Raw genomic sequence first — 15,787 nt, forward strand, 5'->3', positions numbered from 1 at the left:
CTTCGGCCTTCTGCTTGGCTGCTGCCTCTTCTTCGGCCTTCTGCTTGGCTGCTGCTGCTTCTTCAGACTTCTGCTTGGCTGCCGCCTCTTCTTCCTCTAACATTTTTTTCGCATCAGTTTCAGCTTTCTGCGACTGCTCTAAAAGTTGTTCAGAATCGATTTTGGCCTTGCGCCCAACTTCTTCAACCTTTTTAACTGCTTCCTCATTTTGATTTAAACTCCCAGAAAGTGTTTTTATCTCTTCTTCCGATTTTTTCTTGGCTTCTTCATCAGTTAACTTGCCGGCTGCTTCTTGAGCTTGTTTGATTTCTTCAGTTTTTTTCTTTATCGTTTCCCGAAAAGAATTTATTTCCTCGTTTTTTTCCCGGACCAGTTCCGCAGCATTCTTTGACTCTGCGGCCAACTTCCGAGCGTCTGCTTGTTTGAGTTCACCGGGCGTCTGTTTTTTTTCCGGCTGGGAAGGCACAGACGTTGCAGCACTTGCGGTTTTCTGACTAAAGATATCCGGAACCTTGGGCGCAATCTTCGCTTCTTCTTTTTTGGGTTTGGATTTTTTCATGGCTTTGGCAATCAAAATACTGTAAACCACCACCAAAATAACCACCAAAAGGAATAAAGAGCCTAAAGAAATAATCTTCAACCCCAGCATGACCAGAAGAATCCCCAAAATCAAAAATAAGGACATTATAATATTGGAAACTTTCACGTCGACATCCCCTCTCGCTCCAAAAAAATACATTTCAAATGATAATTCAATCAATCCCAAGTAATAATTTAAATTTTAGATTTATTATTATATAATTTTCAGTCAAGAATTGTAAGGAGAATATTTAGTAAGATAAAAATCCGGCAGATTGTAACTCATATTGCAACATTATTAATTTTTAGAAAAAAGAATATTTTTCTTCTCTCTAAAGACTTTATCATAGCATTAATAGCACAAAAAATCGTCACCCCGGACTCTTGCCCGGCGTATGCCGGGTGATCACTTTGTTTATTAGCAAAGTCCTGGATCCCGGCTTAATGATTGCCGGGATAACAACGCAAGGAGCCTCCTTTTAATAACAAGACCTCTATTACCTTTTCGTCAAACTGTTGCACTTGTGGTTACAATTCACCAGTAAGATAAAAATCCCCAGGCTTACCCGACATTCGCCCCCGCATACGCGGGGCAGGCGTAAAACGAAAAGGGTCTGCTGTAATCATTGCGCATTCGCCCCCGCATACGCGGGGCAGGCTGGGCAAGTGCGCCGGGCAGACTGCCTGGGGGTTTTTATTCTTTTGGTATCCATTCCTTGACAAACCCGGACACTTACCTTATTATACTGACTCGCCAGTCAGTATAATAAGGAGTTTTCATGCAAAGTGTCCAAACGCGCGGACGTCCACGCCAGAACCCCGCCATACGAAAAAATCAAATTTTAACCGCTGCCATCAAACTTTTTGCGGAAAAAGGCTACCACCCGGCTGATTTGCAGGAACTCGCAAATAATCTCGCGATTGCCAAAGGTACGATTTATCTTTATTTCCCTTCTAAATATGATCTGTTTCTGGCCGCCGTGGAACATGCGGTAAAAAAACTTGCGCTACAAATTACTACCGAAGTTGATAACGTTGATGCACCGGATGATAAAATCCAGGCCATGGTGCGGGCGTATTTCAGTTTTTTTGATCATGATTCTCTCTTGGCCGAAATTATGGTAATCGGAAGAGGCGAAGTGCTCAGACATGCGGAAGCGGTTTATATACGTATTTTTAGAAAAAATCTCCAATATATTGAATCCATTGTCGAAGCAGGAATTCAACAGGGTTGCTTTCGTACCGGCAATCCCAAGGAAACCGCCGTCATCATTTCCAACCTCCTGCATGGTACCATGTATATTCATGTTTTAAATAAACGAACAATCCATTCCAACGCAACCATTGAAGCAACCATTGCTTTCCTGCTTCAGGGTATTTTGAAATAACAAGGAGTACTTTTATGCTGTTTTCAAAACTTCCCCGTCTTACCATCGGTCGTATCAAAGCCAAAATCCCGATCATCCAAGGTGGTATGGGGGTCGGCATTTCCCTGGCAAACCTCGCTTCCGCTGTTGCCAATTGCGGAGGTATCGGGGTCATTTCCGCCACCGGAATCGGTCTCTTGCATCCTGATGCTTCCCGCAACTACCGTAAAGTAAACCTCATTGCGCTGCAAGATGAAATCCGCAAAGCCCGCTTAAAAACCAAAGGAATTTTGGGCGTCAATATTCTCATCGCCGCATCTGACTTTGCGGAACTGGCGATGACAGCCTTGAAAGAATCGATTGATCTCATTTTTTTAGGTGCCGGTTTGCCCCTCAAAAAACCCGATACCCTTTCCCGAACAAACTGGATAAAAATTCTTCAAAAAACCGTTCCGATTATATCCTCCGCCAGAGCTGTACGCCTTATTTGTAAACACTGGCAAAAACAGTATGGATTTATTCCGGACGCTTTTGTGGTGGAAGGACCCCAGGCAGGCGGACATTTGGGCTTTCGTAAAGAACAGATCGATCTCCCTCATTTCCAGCTGGAAAATATTTTAACCGAGGTCATCTCCGCCATCAAACCTTTTGAAACGGAATCCAAAAAACCCATTTCGATTATCACTGCCGGGGGTATTTATTCCGGCTCAGATATTTTCCGCCATATTCAATTAGGGGCACAAGGCGTTCAGATGGCAACGCGTTTTATCGCAACACAAGAATGTGATGCGTCGCTTTCTTTCAAAGAAGCATTCTTACAGTGCAAAAAAGAAGATTTGGTTCTCATCGACAGTCCGGTCGGATTACCGGGCCGGGCCATTCAAAATTCTTTTCTGCACAATGTTTCGCAGGGTAACCTGAATCCTATAAAATGTTCCTGGAAATGTTTGCGGACTTGCGACTATAAAAAGGCGCCATATTGCATCGCTCAAGCACTCCAGAATGCACAAGGCGGTCATTTAAATCGGGGTTTTGCGTTCGCTGGAACAAATGCCTACCGATTGGAAAAAATCACAACCGTCAAAGAACTGATCGACTCGTTGACAAAGGAATATGCACAAGAATTGGTTTATTTTCGCAAAAAGAAAAAAAGCGTCAAGCGTCCACGGCGTTTATCCAACCGCTATGTCACGCAAACGCCCGTAGTTTAGTAACTATTTCAACAAATCCGCGGCAGCATTTCCCCTTGGGGCATTTCTACCGCCCGTAACCCGCCGACCTGTGTTTGCAAAGAGACAAAACCAGGGTCCACCGCCTGAACACGACCTATCACCACAGCCTCTTTCCCCAGAGGATGTTGCTTAAGCTGAGTCACTACCCACGATGCTTCCTGCTCGGAGCAAATCACCAGGGCCTTTCCCTCATTGGCAACCATCAATGGATCAATCCCGAGAAGATCACACATACCGTGGACCGCTTTGCGAACCGGTAAGGCTTGCTCCATCAACTCGACACCCACTTGCGAGGCTTGTGCAATATCACACAGGGCGGCCGCCACCCCGCCACGGGTGGGATCACGCAGCACATGGACCGCATCTTTTTTTTCCAACACCGGCTTGATGAGATCCCAAAGCGGTGCCACATCGCTTTGCAACTCTGTTTTCAGGTTCAGACCCTCCCGCTGTCCCATCACCGCCATGCCATGGTCACCCATGGTCCCGGTCAGAATCACCACATCGCCCGGCCGGGCACAATGGGCACCCGGATTATCCGCGGTCACCGGCACACCAATACCCGATGTATTAATATACAATCCCTTGGCCTGACCTTTGCCCACCACTTTGGTGTCCCCGGTAACCAAGGTCACACCGGTTTGCTGCAGCACTTCAGAAAAAGACCGTATAATTTTTTCCAACTCAGAAATCAACATGCCTTCTTCAAGAATCAACCCTAAGCTCATATGCCGGGGTTGCGCCCCTTGCATCACCAGATCATTGATGGTGCCGCAGGCCGCCAACCGGCCGATATCCCCGCCCGGGAAAAAAATCGGGTCCACCACATAGGAATCAGTTGTAAAAACCAAGTCTTTGCCGGGCAATGTCAAACAGGCGCTGTCATCCATCTTATGCAGAATCGGATTATCATTATATTTGAAAATCAAATCCTTGATGAGACGCTGCGTCTGAACCCCGCCCCCGCCATGCGCCAACAAAATCATTTCATCCGGCATACTTCCGTTCACCCCTTACAGTTATTATTTTATTTTGGCCCACGCGTGTAGTGTTTCTTAAATAATGGAACCTTTGTCATTACGAGCAAAACGAAGCCCCGACCGGATGGAGGATCGTATGGGACTTCCGTTGGTCGCAATCCCGGTTTTCCAAACACTTCAAGTTCAAAACAGATTGCTTCGTTGTAAAAATCGCTCCTCGCAATGACTTTTGTAAAGCACAAACAGGGCAAGACAATTCATTATCATATTTTTTATCTTGAAAACATATTATTTCCGTCCATATTTAAAATACGCCGCACAAGTTCCCTCGCTGGAAACCATGCAAGCACCGACTGGATTTTCCGGTGTACAGGCTTTCCCGAAAAGCACACAGTCCGGAGGCAACCGGGTCCCGCGCAGGATATCGCCGCATTTACACCCGACAGGTTCCGCAGCTGATAAATCTCTACCCAGACCGAATTTTTTCCGGCTGTCAAAATCAGCGTAGTTTTCTTTGATATCCAAACCGCTCCCCGGGATCATCCCCAGTCCCCGCCAGACAGCATCGACAGGGTGGAAAACATCTGTCATCAATTCCTGGGCCGCAGTGTTGCCTTCTTGAGTAACACTGCGCGAGTACACATTTTCAACCTCAGCCTTATTCTCTGCGACCTGTAAAACCAGCCGCTCGATTGCAGCCACCATGTCTTCCGGTTCAAAACCTGCCACCACGCAAGGGATATGATATTCCCGGCTCAGTGGCAGGTACGCGTCATACCCAATGATCACACTCACGTGCCCGGGACAGATAAATCCATCCACCCGGACATCCTGGTCTTTTAAAAGCGCTGTCATGGCCGGCGGCATTGTCTTGTGCGCGGGAAAAACCGTGAAATTCGTAATCCCGTTTTGTTCCGCCAGTTTGATCGTACCCGCAATCGCAGGTGTGGTGGTTTCAAACCCAACTCCCAGAAAAACCACTTCCCGTTTTGTTTCTTGCTTTGCCAGCGCCAATGCATCCAGCGGTGAATACACCACACGAATATCTCCGCCCCGGGCGCGCGCTTTTTCCAGAGATCCGTTTTGTCCCGGAACCCGCAAGAGATCCCCAAACGTTGTGATGATAACATCCTTATTTTCAGAAAGTGCCACCGCCTGTTCCACATAGCCCGATGGGGTGACACAGACCGGACACCCCGGGCCCGAGAGCAGCGAAATGCCGGACGGCAGAATTGACCGCAACCCGGAACGAAAAGCGCTCATGGTATGTGTCCCGCAAACTTCCATAAACGCCGGAGGTTTGTCAATACGGGCAAGGGTTACCCGAATGGTTTCCAGACACATTTTCATTGATCGCATATTTTTACATCCCCGCGCTGAGATTGGATCTCCTGAAATTCACGCATATCTTCCTCTGTCCATTTCTGAATGGCAAAACCCGCATGAATCAATACCGTCTCACCGATTTTAGGATTTTTAATTAAACTCACGATCACCGTCCGTTGGACGCCGTCCGCTTCCACCAGCGCTTCATCACCTGTCAATGCGATAATTTTTACAGGCACTGCCAAACACATCGTCCGTCTCCTTTCACAACTCTCCTCATCAATAAAACTCCCGGTTATTGAGCTGCTCAGACTGCTCGTTTTTAAAAAAAAACTGATACCGTCTCCAACCGATAGCACCGGCGTTGACGATACGGTTTCCTTTTACCCAACCTGTCCGTGTCGATGCGTTTTTTTCTTTAAAAATGAGTAATCTGAGCGGCGATACCCCTGCACCAAAATACTTCCCGATTTATTTCTGCAAACTCGCCAATGCAATCGCCGCCTGCCCCAGTGCAATCCCACCATCATTTGAAGGAACCAGCCGGTTGCCATACACAGTAAATCCCTTTTGCTCCAAATTTATCCGAAGCTTTTTAGAAAGCAGATCATTTTGAAAAACACCTCCGGATAAAACCACTGACGAAATCTCTGTATCTGATTTTATCCGGCAACAAGCATCACACAAAACACTTGCCAGCATATTATGAAATTTAGCCGCCATTTTTTCACGTTTTGCCCCGCTGCTGATATCCACCAATAATTGCCGAAACATCCTTTCAAATGAAATATTCAACACGCCGTCATGATCTTCAAGCGTTCCTGTATAAGCTTGTTCTTCATCCGGATCAGCTAAAAATTGCAGACCCATCGCCGCCTGCGCTTCATAAGTAATGGGATCATGCAACCCAATCAATCCGGCGACTGCATCAAAGAGTCTCCCGGCACTGGATGTCAAGGATGTCTGCACACCTTGCTCTAACATGGTGGTAAGCATCGCCATATCATCCTTGCGAATAGAGGTTAAATGACGATGCGCCGCCGCAAGCCCTTCTGCCTTTAAATAGGTATACAGATATGCCAATGCCATTCGCTGAGGATGGCGTACTGCCTGGTCACCACCGGGCATGGGAATAGGCTGAAAATGGGCCAATCGCTCAAAACCATGGTAATTCGCAAGCAAAATCTCTCCGCCCCAGATGGTACGGTCCGGTCCATATCCTGTGCCATCCATCACCACCCCAATCACTTTTTCATTCAAACCATTCTCCACCATGGCAGAAGCAATATGGGAGTGATGGTGCTGCACCTCAAAAATTTGTTTTTCCCGGCCGGCCCGTACATATTGGGATGAACGATAATCGGGATGAAGATCGCAAACCGCCACATCCGCCTGAATATTGAGTAAGCGGCTGAAATCTTTTATCTGCTCGCGGTAAAAATCATAAGCGTACTTATCGGTAAGATCGCCGATATGTTGTGATAAAAATGCCAAATTTCCTTTGGTGAAGCAAAAGGTATTCTTCAGATCAGCACCTGCGGCAAAAACCCTCGGTCCCTCAAAGGGCAGCTCAATCGGCTCCGGGACATACCCCCGGGACCGGCGCAACACCGTCGATGTCGTCCCCACCACACGCATCACCGAATCATCACAGCGCCGCACGATCGGCCGATCATGGTCCAATGCAGCATCCGCAATTGTCCCTAAAATTTTTCCCAACCCGGCGATATCCTGGGCAATCGGTTCTTCCGCTAAATTTCCGCTGGTCATGACCAAGGGACTCTGTCTGGCCGCCAGGAGGTGATGAACCGGTGAATACGGTAAAAACACACCCAATTCATCTGTATCAGGCGCCAGATTCTCCGGCAGATCAAATCCGGGGACTTTTCTTAGCAATACAATCGGTGCTGCACAATCCCGCAGTAAGTGCTCTTCTTGCGGCGAACACACACAGACCCTGCGAACAGCCTCAATGGTGGCAAACATCACTGCTAAAGCCTTGTCAGGCCGATGTTTTCTCTTTCGCAATGCTGCAATGGCGGTATGATTGGTTGCATCACAAGCCAGATGGTACCCGCCGATTCCTTTGAGTGCAAGAATTTTCCCCTGTCCGAGAAATGTATTTGCCGTCTCCAGGGGATTCCCCGGCAAAGGTTGTCCGTTTGCGCCAACACATTGAAGTGCGGGCCCGCATTGAGAACAAGCATTGGGTTGCGCATGAAACCGCCGATCATGGACACTCCCATATTCCTGCTGACAGGCAGGGCACATTACAAACTGCCGCATGGCGGTCCGTTGACGATCATACGGCAGTGAATGAATAATGGTAAACCGGGGTCCGCAATGAATGCAGTTGGTAAAAGCATAGTCAAAACGCCGGTCCGTGGGTTGCTTGATTTCCTTTTGGCACTCAGAACAGGTCGCTAAATCAGGCGGAAAAGCCGGTACGGTTTCTCCGGTCGCTTCGCTGGTTGTTATCAAAAAACCCTGTTCCAAAACCAGATCAATTTCCCGGAGCTGCATGGTTTCAACATGCGATATCCGGGGCGGCTCGATTTCCAATTGCCTGAAAAATTGCGCCAGCATATTTCGGTTTCCCTGAACTTCCAACACAACACCGGAGGCGGTGTTATTCACAAATCCACTCAACCCGGCCTGGGTCGCATAGCGATACACCAGAGGTCTAAACCCAACTCCTTGGACACGGCCGCTGATCTCCGCCCGAATCCGTATCATCTGATCCGGCAATTTTTTGTTTAAAATCGCATCTATCATACTATTTCCCACACACTTATTTTTTTTCCGAAAACGTCAACAGCCAGTCCACCCAGGCTTGCATCCCTTCACTCTTATAAGCGGAAAGCGCAAAAACCGGAACATCACCATTGATCTGTTTAACCGCCGCAAGACAAACATCCATCTGAAAAGGCAAATACGGCAGAAGATCAATCTTCGATAAAATCACTGCCTTGGATTCACGAAAGAGCAAAGGATATTTCAAGGCCTTGTCTTCACCCTCGGTCACACTTAAGACTGCGATCTTGGCATGCTCACCAATGTCAAATTCAGCCGGACATACCAAGTTCCCGACATTCTCCACAATCACCAGGTCCAATTCATCCAACGGCAGATCAAGCAGCGCATAATGGACAAGTTTGGCTTCCAAATGACAGGCACCGTCAGTCAACAACTGACTAACCGGAATCTGCAAAGTCGCCAGCCGCTCTGCATCCCGGGTTGTTTCCACATCCCCTTCCAAAACACCAAATCGCAGCCGACCCTTCAAAAACGTCTGGATTTTTTCCAATAGCGCAGTTTTTCCCGCACCCGGAGAACCGATAATATTAATCATGGTAATTTTTTTTTCTTTGAGGACCTCTCGGGTCTTAGCCGCCCATTCCTCGTTGGCCCCCATCAAATTTCGATAGACTTTAATTTCCTGTTTCATTCTCCACCTCAACTTCCAGATGATCTAAATACAATTCCATACCACTGATTGTATCGAGTGATTGCGACTGACACCCTTGGCAGGCAAAACTCGGCGGGGTAATCTCACTGACCTGACCGCACACCAAACACTTGGCTTTGATGGGTGCTTCTATAATATTCAGCTTTGAGCCCGCCGCCGGTGTATCCTGGATCAAAGCTTCATACGCCGATTCTAAAAATTGCGGAACAATTTGGCGCATACGCCCTGCAACAACGTGTGCACTTAGCAAACGTTTGGGCCGGGGTTGCATCGTCTTGATGGCATCTAAAATAGCTTCAACCAAATTCTGACAAATAGAAAATTCATGCATCAATGTCTCTTTTCCAATTCATAGAAATCAACCGGTGATCATAGGCGACTCCGCGATAACACATGTTCTAGTTCAGGCGGATATCCTGCAGACTTGCACTCACAAACCAACTCAGGGAATTTTATTCTATTTTGATGGATTTGCCAATGGTTTTCAGAGACGCTGAGGTTTTATTTTCTCTCACGTTTATTTATTCACACGGTATCTTCTTACCTGGTTTTTAGGCAACACACAGTGGTCGCGCCTCGTTGCCACCCTGCCGAGGCACAAGCATGTCAATTGATATACTCCTCACAATTACATAATAACCGCTTTTTTTATACCCAACGGGCCATTTTTCGTTCTTTTATCCAGCTTGCCTTCCCATGCCTTTCATGTTAGTATCATCCGGTTTTCAGACCACGCGCAATTCAAATCCGTCGATTTGCAGCCTAAACAGCAGATTTGATTGTTTATTTCAAGGAGTTAACAATGTCTCATACAATAATTCTTTTGGCAGGCACCGCCGCATCCATCGGCTTTTTCCATACTCTTTTAGGACCTGATCATTATGTTCCTTTTATTGTCATGGGACGCGCCAGAAACTGGTCTCTTTTAAAAACCCTTTGGATTACTTTTCTTTGTGGACTCGGACACGTTTTCAGCTCAGTACTGCTTGGATTTAGCGGAATTGCTTTGGGACTTTTGGTGACAAAATTGGAAATTTTTGAGGGATTTCGGGGAAATCTGGCTGCCTGGGCATTCATTGCCTTTGGTTTCGCGTACTTCATCTGGGGTGTCCGCCAAGCTGTTTTGAATAAATCACATACTCATTTGCACACCCATGCCGACGGAACCCAACATGTGCATACTCATAAGCACCGGCAAGAACACGCCCATGTGCATCCTGCATCCCGCAAGCCTTCCCTTACGCCTTGGGTTCTATTCACAATTTTTGTGCTGGGTCCGTGCGAACCTTTGATCCCGATCCTGATGTATCCGGCTGCAAACGCCGGCTTGGCCGGTCTTATTTTTATCACTGGAGTTTTTATGGCGACAACCATCACAACCATGCTGGCTGTTGTGACAATTGCATCCCTGGGCGTTAACCTGTTTCCACTCAAACGCATTGAACGCTACATGCATGCCATTGCCGGTGCCACCATCTGCATTTGTGGTTTGAGCATTCAATTCCTTGGTTTATAAAAACCCACAGGCTTACCCGGCATTCGCCCCCGCATACGCGGGGCAAGCTGGGCAAGTGCGCCGGACAAACAAAGTTCGGCGATGTAATCCCACTGACCTAACCGTACGCTAAACATTTGGCAGTGATCGGTACTTCTGTGATTTTCAGCTTGAAGCCCGCCGCCGGTGTATCCTGAATTAAAGCCGCATACGCTGATTCCAAAAATTGCGAAATAATCCGGCGCATACGCCCTGTAACAACGTGTGCACTTGGCAAACGTTTGGGCCGGGGCTGCATCGTCTTGATGGCATCCAAAATAGCTTCAACCGAATTCTGACAAATGGAAAACTTGTGCATCAGCAAACTCTTTTCGAATTAATAACTCAGGAAATTTTATTCTATTTTAATCAATTTGCCAATGATTTCCAGGAATGCAGCTGTTTTATTTCTAAAAATTGTACGGATTATATTATTTGGAATTATAGTATGGAAAAACTTTTAAAAATCCTACGTCAATGACAAAATAAGGAGTTGTTTATTATTTATTCGATCTAACAAAATCATTGCTTTTTACCGGTTTATCCGTTATCTTTCTTTTGTAATATAAAAAATATTTCCAGGAGGGACTTTATGAGAAAAATCGCAACATGGCTTTTCTGTGCATTGCTCATTACTGCAATAAGTGATGTCGGCTCAGCCACCCAGGTCTTAGGTGGTCAGGCAGGTAATGCCGATGACACCAGTGACGCAACTTACCATTTTGATTCACAAAATGAAGATTTTCAAATAACCATGCCGGATGGGACGTCACTCACCAATGCTGACATACCTTATCATTATGGTACTGACTTCAAAATCTTACAAAACAACAAAGATTTAATTGCAGAAAAAAATCTTGCCGTTGAAGGCGGTAATTTAACCAGCTCTAACTTAAGCAATGATAATTATCCCCTTGCAAATACCGTGGCCATTGATCCGGCTCTTGGGTTAATCAAATTTTCCCCGGTTGGTACCTGGTCAGGTGCAGAACGTAAGGATAATGGCGCACAAATGCCGACTGATACCCCGACACTGGCACTCAATAATAACGGCGAAGCATTTTTAGCTTTTTGGCAACCTGATGCCTTCTCAGGTCTTCCTTTTATCTGGGCTCGTCGTTATACTCAACAAAACGGTTGGTATAATCCTGTTTCATTCACAGTTGCTACAGACGCAACTAATCCCAGAATAGTCATGAATGATAGTGGTCAAGCTATTTGTATTTATCATACTAATAACGATATCTATGCGAATTGGTATGTTCCCGGAACAGGCTGGTATGGTTCTGTAACATTGCAGGCCAACAATAACAATGTAATAGGCATTCCGGTTGTTGATTTAAATGCCAATGGTCAGGCAGTTATGATTTTTGCCCAAACAACCGGCTCATACGATATCCTTTATGCCCGCAGATTCAACTTTAACAATCAATATTGGTCTGATCCTGTTCAAATTGATGTTACCGGCTATTCAACTTATCGTAATTATTCAGTTGATATTAATAATACCGGTAGAATTGCTGCTGCTTTCAGACAAGATATGGGCAGCCCTGACTACCGTATTTATGTTGCGCAATATAATGGCAGTTCCTGGTTAACACCGGATCGAATTGACCCTGAGTTTAGTACTGATGATGATGATATGCCATCAGTATCCATCAATGATTCCAATCGTGTGCTTGTAACCTATCTTCACAGTTTACCTGGAACTGATCGTGTTTTTGCCCGTGAATATGATCCAACCACAACCTGGTATGACAATGTAACGATAAGTGCTCATTCAACAATAGAAAGTGCCCGTAACCCACAATCTAAAATGGATAATAACAATCAGGGTTTTTGTGTGTTCGAACAAGATGTTGACGGTACATCAACCATCCAGGCAGCCCGCTTTCAAAGCGGTACTGGTACCGGTTGGGATCAAGCTGTTACCATAAGTCCAAACGTAGCAGCAAATGCCGAATCAGCATCATTGGATATCAATGATAATGGACATGCCATGGTGGCATTTGCTATTCAAGGAGCATCTACATCTGATATTTATTATAATACATACAATCCTCATACGGGCGGTTGGCAGGATATCGTTGAATATGAAGGTTTATTGAACTCCAAAATCGGTGATTTACAGAATACATATATTCCGGTGGCAAGCATTAACAATCAAGGCAAAGCCATGGTTGCTTTTCTGCAAGATACGCTTACGAGCTCTCAAATACACCTCAATATGTTCGACAATGCTGTTCCAACCGGCACTTTGGAAGTTAATTATTATAAAACTGATCCAACACCCACAGCTACACCGGCGACAACAGTTAATGAAGCCTCAATTGTTAATCGCAAATTATTACCCGGCAGCGGTGAATCAAGCACTATTAATTATTCCACAACCAAAGCCGGCCTAATCACCATCAAGGTTTATAACTTAAAAGGTAAATTGGTTAAAACTTTGGTTGAAGGTTATCATCAGGCAGGTACTTACTCAATTACCTGGGCTGCTCAAAACGTGAATGGCAACCTGGTAGCCAGTGGTATTTATATTGTACATATTAAAACACCTAAAATAACCAAAACGCTTAAAATTGCGGTAGTAAAATAATAAATAAAAGAATGGAGGAAAAATCAGTATGAAAATTAACCAAGCGCTGGTTTCAATCGCTTTAACTTGTCTTATCGGTCTTGGTACAACTTCAGCCATGGCCGGCAGTTCATCCACATCCGGTGGTCTGGTATTGGAACAAGCTGTCGGCACACGCAGCCTGGGTATGGGTGAAGCTTTTGTTGGTATTGCCAATGACAGCAGCACCCTTTACTGGAATGCCGCCGGTCTTACTAATGTGAAAGGCGTGCAAATCAGTGCAACCTACTTGATGGGTCTGGCTGAAACCACTTACGAACAAATCCTTTACACTCAAAATCTTGAAAAAAACGGCGGTTTTGGTATTGGCATCATCATGCTCCAGGGTGGTGCTTTTGAACTGGATGACGGCAGTGAGGTTGAAGCTCAAAACGATCTGGTCATCATGGGTGGTTATGGTTACACCTTAACTAAAAAATTGAGTGTTGGTGCCAGCCTAAAATACTATAGTAGTACCTTGATCGATGAATATACTGCTACTGCCTTTGCCGGAGACTTAGGACTTCTACTTGCTCTTGATAAAGACTTGTCAATTGGTCTTAGTGTTCAAAACATTGGTACTGAAATTAAGTACATTGACGAAGGTGACAGCCTGCCTTTAACCATACGTTTGGGCGCCGGTTATAAAGCTGCCATTGCCGACCTGCATTCAACTCTATTTTCAGTTGATTTGGTCAAGGTTAATGATGCCGATCTTAATGTTCACATGGGCGCTGAATATGTATTCAACAACATAACGGCCGTTCGTTTAGGTTACAAAACAGGTTACGATTTGGAAGGCTTAACCGCCGGTCTGGGCTTTAGCTGGAATATCTTCCAACTTGATTATGCGTTTGGTTTGGTTCAGGAATTGGATTCCACCCACAAGTTCACTGTTTCCGCCAAGTTCTAATTTCGGTTATTCATCAAAAGGGCGGCCAAGATTGGCCGCCCTTTTTTTTATACCTACTTTTAACGCCCCACTCTCGGCATTAATCCGACCAAAAAAAAATATTCCGCCGTTTTTTCTGTTATACTTAATGAATATTTCAGGTTGCTTAATGATTTTTAATATTTTTCATCCTAAATTATTTATTGCCAGCCTGCAAACATCTCCACCAAGGGGGGGCCGATACGGCATGCCGAACACCAAGGGCACTGATGTTGTTACTTTAAAAAAAATACTTAAAAATCGCGGCGAAGAAACTTATCGGGATTTCTTGAAAAAACTTGACGAAGAAACCACTGAAGCTTTCCTAAAAATAATCACTACCACCTGGACGCCCATCCACCTCCAGGCAAAAATTTATGAAGTTGCCGCCGCAACCCTATTTCCCGGGCACAACCGGGGTATCCTGCAACTTCACCGTGAATTGGCGAAAAGCTCCTATTCCAGTATATACAAAATCTTTTTACGCATCCCGACTATTCCTTTTATTGCCCGCCGGGCCGCCGCTGTTTGGAGAAGTTATTATGACACCGGCAATGCTTCTGTTGAAAATATCGAAAATAAATCTTTAGATTTTATTGTCCGTGCTTTTCCGCAGCTTCCCTTTACACTGCGCGAAGCTGCCAATGCCCACATTGCCGTCCTGGTTGAGGCCACCGGTGCAAAAAATGTCCGCGTCGTGCATCATGATAGTGATCCCCAACAATGGACATGGAAAATTACCTGGGAATAATCTCTAGAAGCGGCAGCTTGCCTCCGTCGATTTTTTTTAAAGCTCGGGAATTTGGCTGAATGTGTCGCTGCGGATCATTTCAATAACACGGTCTGCGGAGTCTCTGACAACCGGTGTGAGTTCCTGCCCATCTTCCACCTTTGCCGGCTGAATACCGATAAAAACCACCTCTTTTTGAACAGACTGGCGCATATAATTAATCACAATATATAATGGCAGTGAATGGGTTCCCCCGCCCATGTCCTGTATTTCTTCATAGTCGACTCGCCGAAACTCGCCTGCTTTAATATCCATTTGAGCGGCATCGACGATCACAAGGTAATCCGGTTGATGTTTTTTTACCACAGACGTATAATTTTCCGGGAGCGTAGCGCAATCCAGTGCCAGCCACCCTTCCGCCTGAAAGTTTTGCGCAATGTAATTCCCCACGCCATCATCACCGCGCAATTGATTACCAATACCCATTAAAAGTTTCTTCATTTTAATTATCGTCCTTCTTTCCAGTCTTTGCCTGATGGCCGGCATCACGAATAGTGTATAAAAAAGGCGACGCGAAAGCGCCGCCTTTTAGCATCAACCGGTTTTACTCCAGCACATTCGCTTGATCATAGCGGTTTGTTGTGGCTGTTAAAAATTCATCTGTCATGGAAAGTAAGTTTTTAGGACAAACTTCGGTGCACTGTCCGCACTGGATACACTGGACGGCAAAAACGACGATTCGTTTTTCTTCCCGATAAAGATCAATCGCATGTGACGGGCAAACGCGCGAACACATTCCGCAACCGGTGCACCCTTCACTTTTATACGCGATCTTCCCACGGAAACCTGCGGGTATTGCTATCGGCGGATTGATGGTCTCCGTACCTTCGCCGACTGATTTTAAAAAACCAGTCACGGAACCGGGCAAATATTTTGAAGGGAACAGATTGGTGACGGGCTTTTTAAATAGTTGTTTAAAAACCCGACGCACCATCGGTAAACTGAACATAGTCCAACTCCTG

16 protein-coding genes are annotated in these 15,787 nt (G+C 45.7%); 6 read left to right on the plus strand and 10 right to left on the minus strand.

Annotated elements, in window-relative coordinates:
* Positions 1-706: hypothetical protein (locus K8S19_10005; GenBank protein ID MCD4814007.1), on the minus strand; the 706-nt coding region annotated here is incomplete at its 3' end.
* A gap of 652 nt (positions 707-1,358) precedes the next feature.
* On the opposite strand from K8S19_10005, the gene K8S19_10010 reads away from it, so the two are divergent.
* Together K8S19_10010 and K8S19_10015 are read left to right on the plus strand one after the other, a co-directional pair.
* Positions 1,359-1,967 carry a TetR/AcrR family transcriptional regulator gene (locus tag K8S19_10010; protein MCD4814008.1) on the plus strand — a complete coding sequence of 203 codons (609 nt, stop codon included), beginning with the start codon at positions 1,359-1,361 and terminating at the stop codon, positions 1,965-1,967.
* Positions 1,968-1,981: 14 nt separating this feature from the next.
* Positions 1,982-3,157: a nitronate monooxygenase gene (locus K8S19_10015; GenBank protein ID MCD4814009.1), complete on the plus strand. Its 1,176-nt coding sequence runs from the start codon at positions 1,982-1,984 to the stop codon at positions 3,155-3,157.
* Between the two features lie 8 nt (positions 3,158-3,165).
* Here the strand turns inward: K8S19_10015 and hypE are convergent, their stop codons facing one another.
* From hypE to K8S19_10045, 6 genes are all read right to left on the minus strand, one after another.
* Positions 3,166-4,176 (minus strand): hydrogenase expression/formation protein HypE, encoded by a 1,011-nt coding sequence (gene hypE, locus K8S19_10020; GenBank protein MCD4814010.1) that lies wholly within the window; start codon positions 4,174-4,176, stop codon positions 3,166-3,168.
* Positions 4,177-4,446: 270 nt separating this feature from the next.
* The gene (gene hypD, locus K8S19_10025) at positions 4,447-5,517 is read right to left on the minus strand and encodes a hydrogenase formation protein HypD (protein MCD4814011.1); all 1,071 of its coding nucleotides are present in this window, start codon (positions 5,515-5,517) and stop codon (positions 4,447-4,449) included.
* Entirely contained in the window at positions 5,505-5,735 is a 231-nt protein-coding gene (locus K8S19_10030; protein ID MCD4814012.1) for a HypC/HybG/HupF family hydrogenase formation chaperone, read from the minus strand. The genes hypD and K8S19_10030 overlap by 13 nt, the downstream gene beginning before the upstream one ends.
* Positions 5,736-5,955: 220 nt before the next feature.
* A complete protein-coding gene (gene hypF, locus K8S19_10035) occupies positions 5,956-8,259 on the minus strand; it encodes a carbamoyltransferase HypF (protein ID MCD4814013.1) in 2,304 nt (767 codons plus the stop codon).
* 16 nt (positions 8,260-8,275) lie between these two features.
* Positions 8,276-8,932, minus strand: a complete 657-nt coding sequence (gene hypB / locus K8S19_10040; GenBank protein MCD4814014.1) for a hydrogenase nickel incorporation protein HypB — start codon at positions 8,930-8,932, stop codon at positions 8,276-8,278.
* Positions 8,916-9,284, minus strand: coding sequence for a hydrogenase maturation nickel metallochaperone HypA (locus K8S19_10045; protein ID MCD4814015.1), 369 nt, complete (start codon positions 9,282-9,284; stop codon positions 8,916-8,918). Before K8S19_10045 ends, hypB begins: the two co-directional genes overlap by 17 nt.
* Before the next feature lie 471 nt (positions 9,285-9,755).
* Here K8S19_10045 and K8S19_10050 point away from each other — a divergent pair, with 471 nt between their 5' ends.
* Positions 9,756-10,469 carry a hypothetical protein gene (locus K8S19_10050; GenBank protein ID MCD4814016.1) on the plus strand — a complete coding sequence of 238 codons (714 nt, stop codon included), beginning with the start codon at positions 9,756-9,758 and terminating at the stop codon, positions 10,467-10,469.
* 97 nt (positions 10,470-10,566) lie between these two features.
* Here the strand turns inward: K8S19_10050 and K8S19_10055 are convergent, their stop codons facing one another.
* Positions 10,567-10,806 (minus strand): hydrogenase maturation nickel metallochaperone HypA, encoded by a 240-nt coding sequence (locus K8S19_10055; protein MCD4814017.1) that lies wholly within the window; start codon positions 10,804-10,806, stop codon positions 10,567-10,569.
* 273 nt (positions 10,807-11,079) lie between these two features.
* Here K8S19_10055 and K8S19_10060 point away from each other — a divergent pair, with 273 nt between their 5' ends.
* The 3 genes from K8S19_10060 (at position 11,080) to K8S19_10070 (ending at position 14,786) form a co-directional block, all read left to right on the plus strand.
* The gene (locus K8S19_10060) at positions 11,080-13,086 is read left to right on the plus strand and encodes a T9SS type A sorting domain-containing protein (GenBank protein MCD4814018.1); all 2,007 of its coding nucleotides are present in this window, start codon (positions 11,080-11,082) and stop codon (positions 13,084-13,086) included.
* A 28-nt stretch (positions 13,087-13,114) separates the two neighbouring features.
* Entirely contained in the window at positions 13,115-14,017 is a 903-nt protein-coding gene (locus K8S19_10065; GenBank protein ID MCD4814019.1) for a PorV/PorQ family protein, read from the plus strand.
* Between the two features lie 226 nt (positions 14,018-14,243).
* A complete protein-coding gene (locus K8S19_10070) occupies positions 14,244-14,786 on the plus strand; it encodes a hypothetical protein (GenBank protein ID MCD4814020.1) in 543 nt (180 codons plus the stop codon).
* A 36-nt stretch (positions 14,787-14,822) separates the two neighbouring features.
* Here the strand turns inward: K8S19_10070 and hycI are convergent, their stop codons facing one another.
* Together hycI and K8S19_10080 are read right to left on the minus strand one after the other, a co-directional pair.
* Positions 14,823-15,266 carry a hydrogenase maturation peptidase HycI gene (gene hycI / locus K8S19_10075; protein ID MCD4814021.1) on the minus strand — a complete coding sequence of 148 codons (444 nt, stop codon included), beginning with the start codon at positions 15,264-15,266 and terminating at the stop codon, positions 14,823-14,825.
* 103 nt (positions 15,267-15,369) lie between these two features.
* Positions 15,370-15,774: a 4Fe-4S dicluster domain-containing protein gene (locus tag K8S19_10080; GenBank protein MCD4814022.1), complete on the minus strand. Its 405-nt coding sequence runs from the start codon at positions 15,772-15,774 to the stop codon at positions 15,370-15,372.
* Positions 15,775-15,787: the final 13 nt, after the last annotated feature.

Source organism: bacterium (genome assembly GCA_021108215.1).
Lineage (GTDB): Bacteria > Oederibacteriota > JAAXVQ01 > JAAXVQ01 > JAUVAV01 > JAIORK01.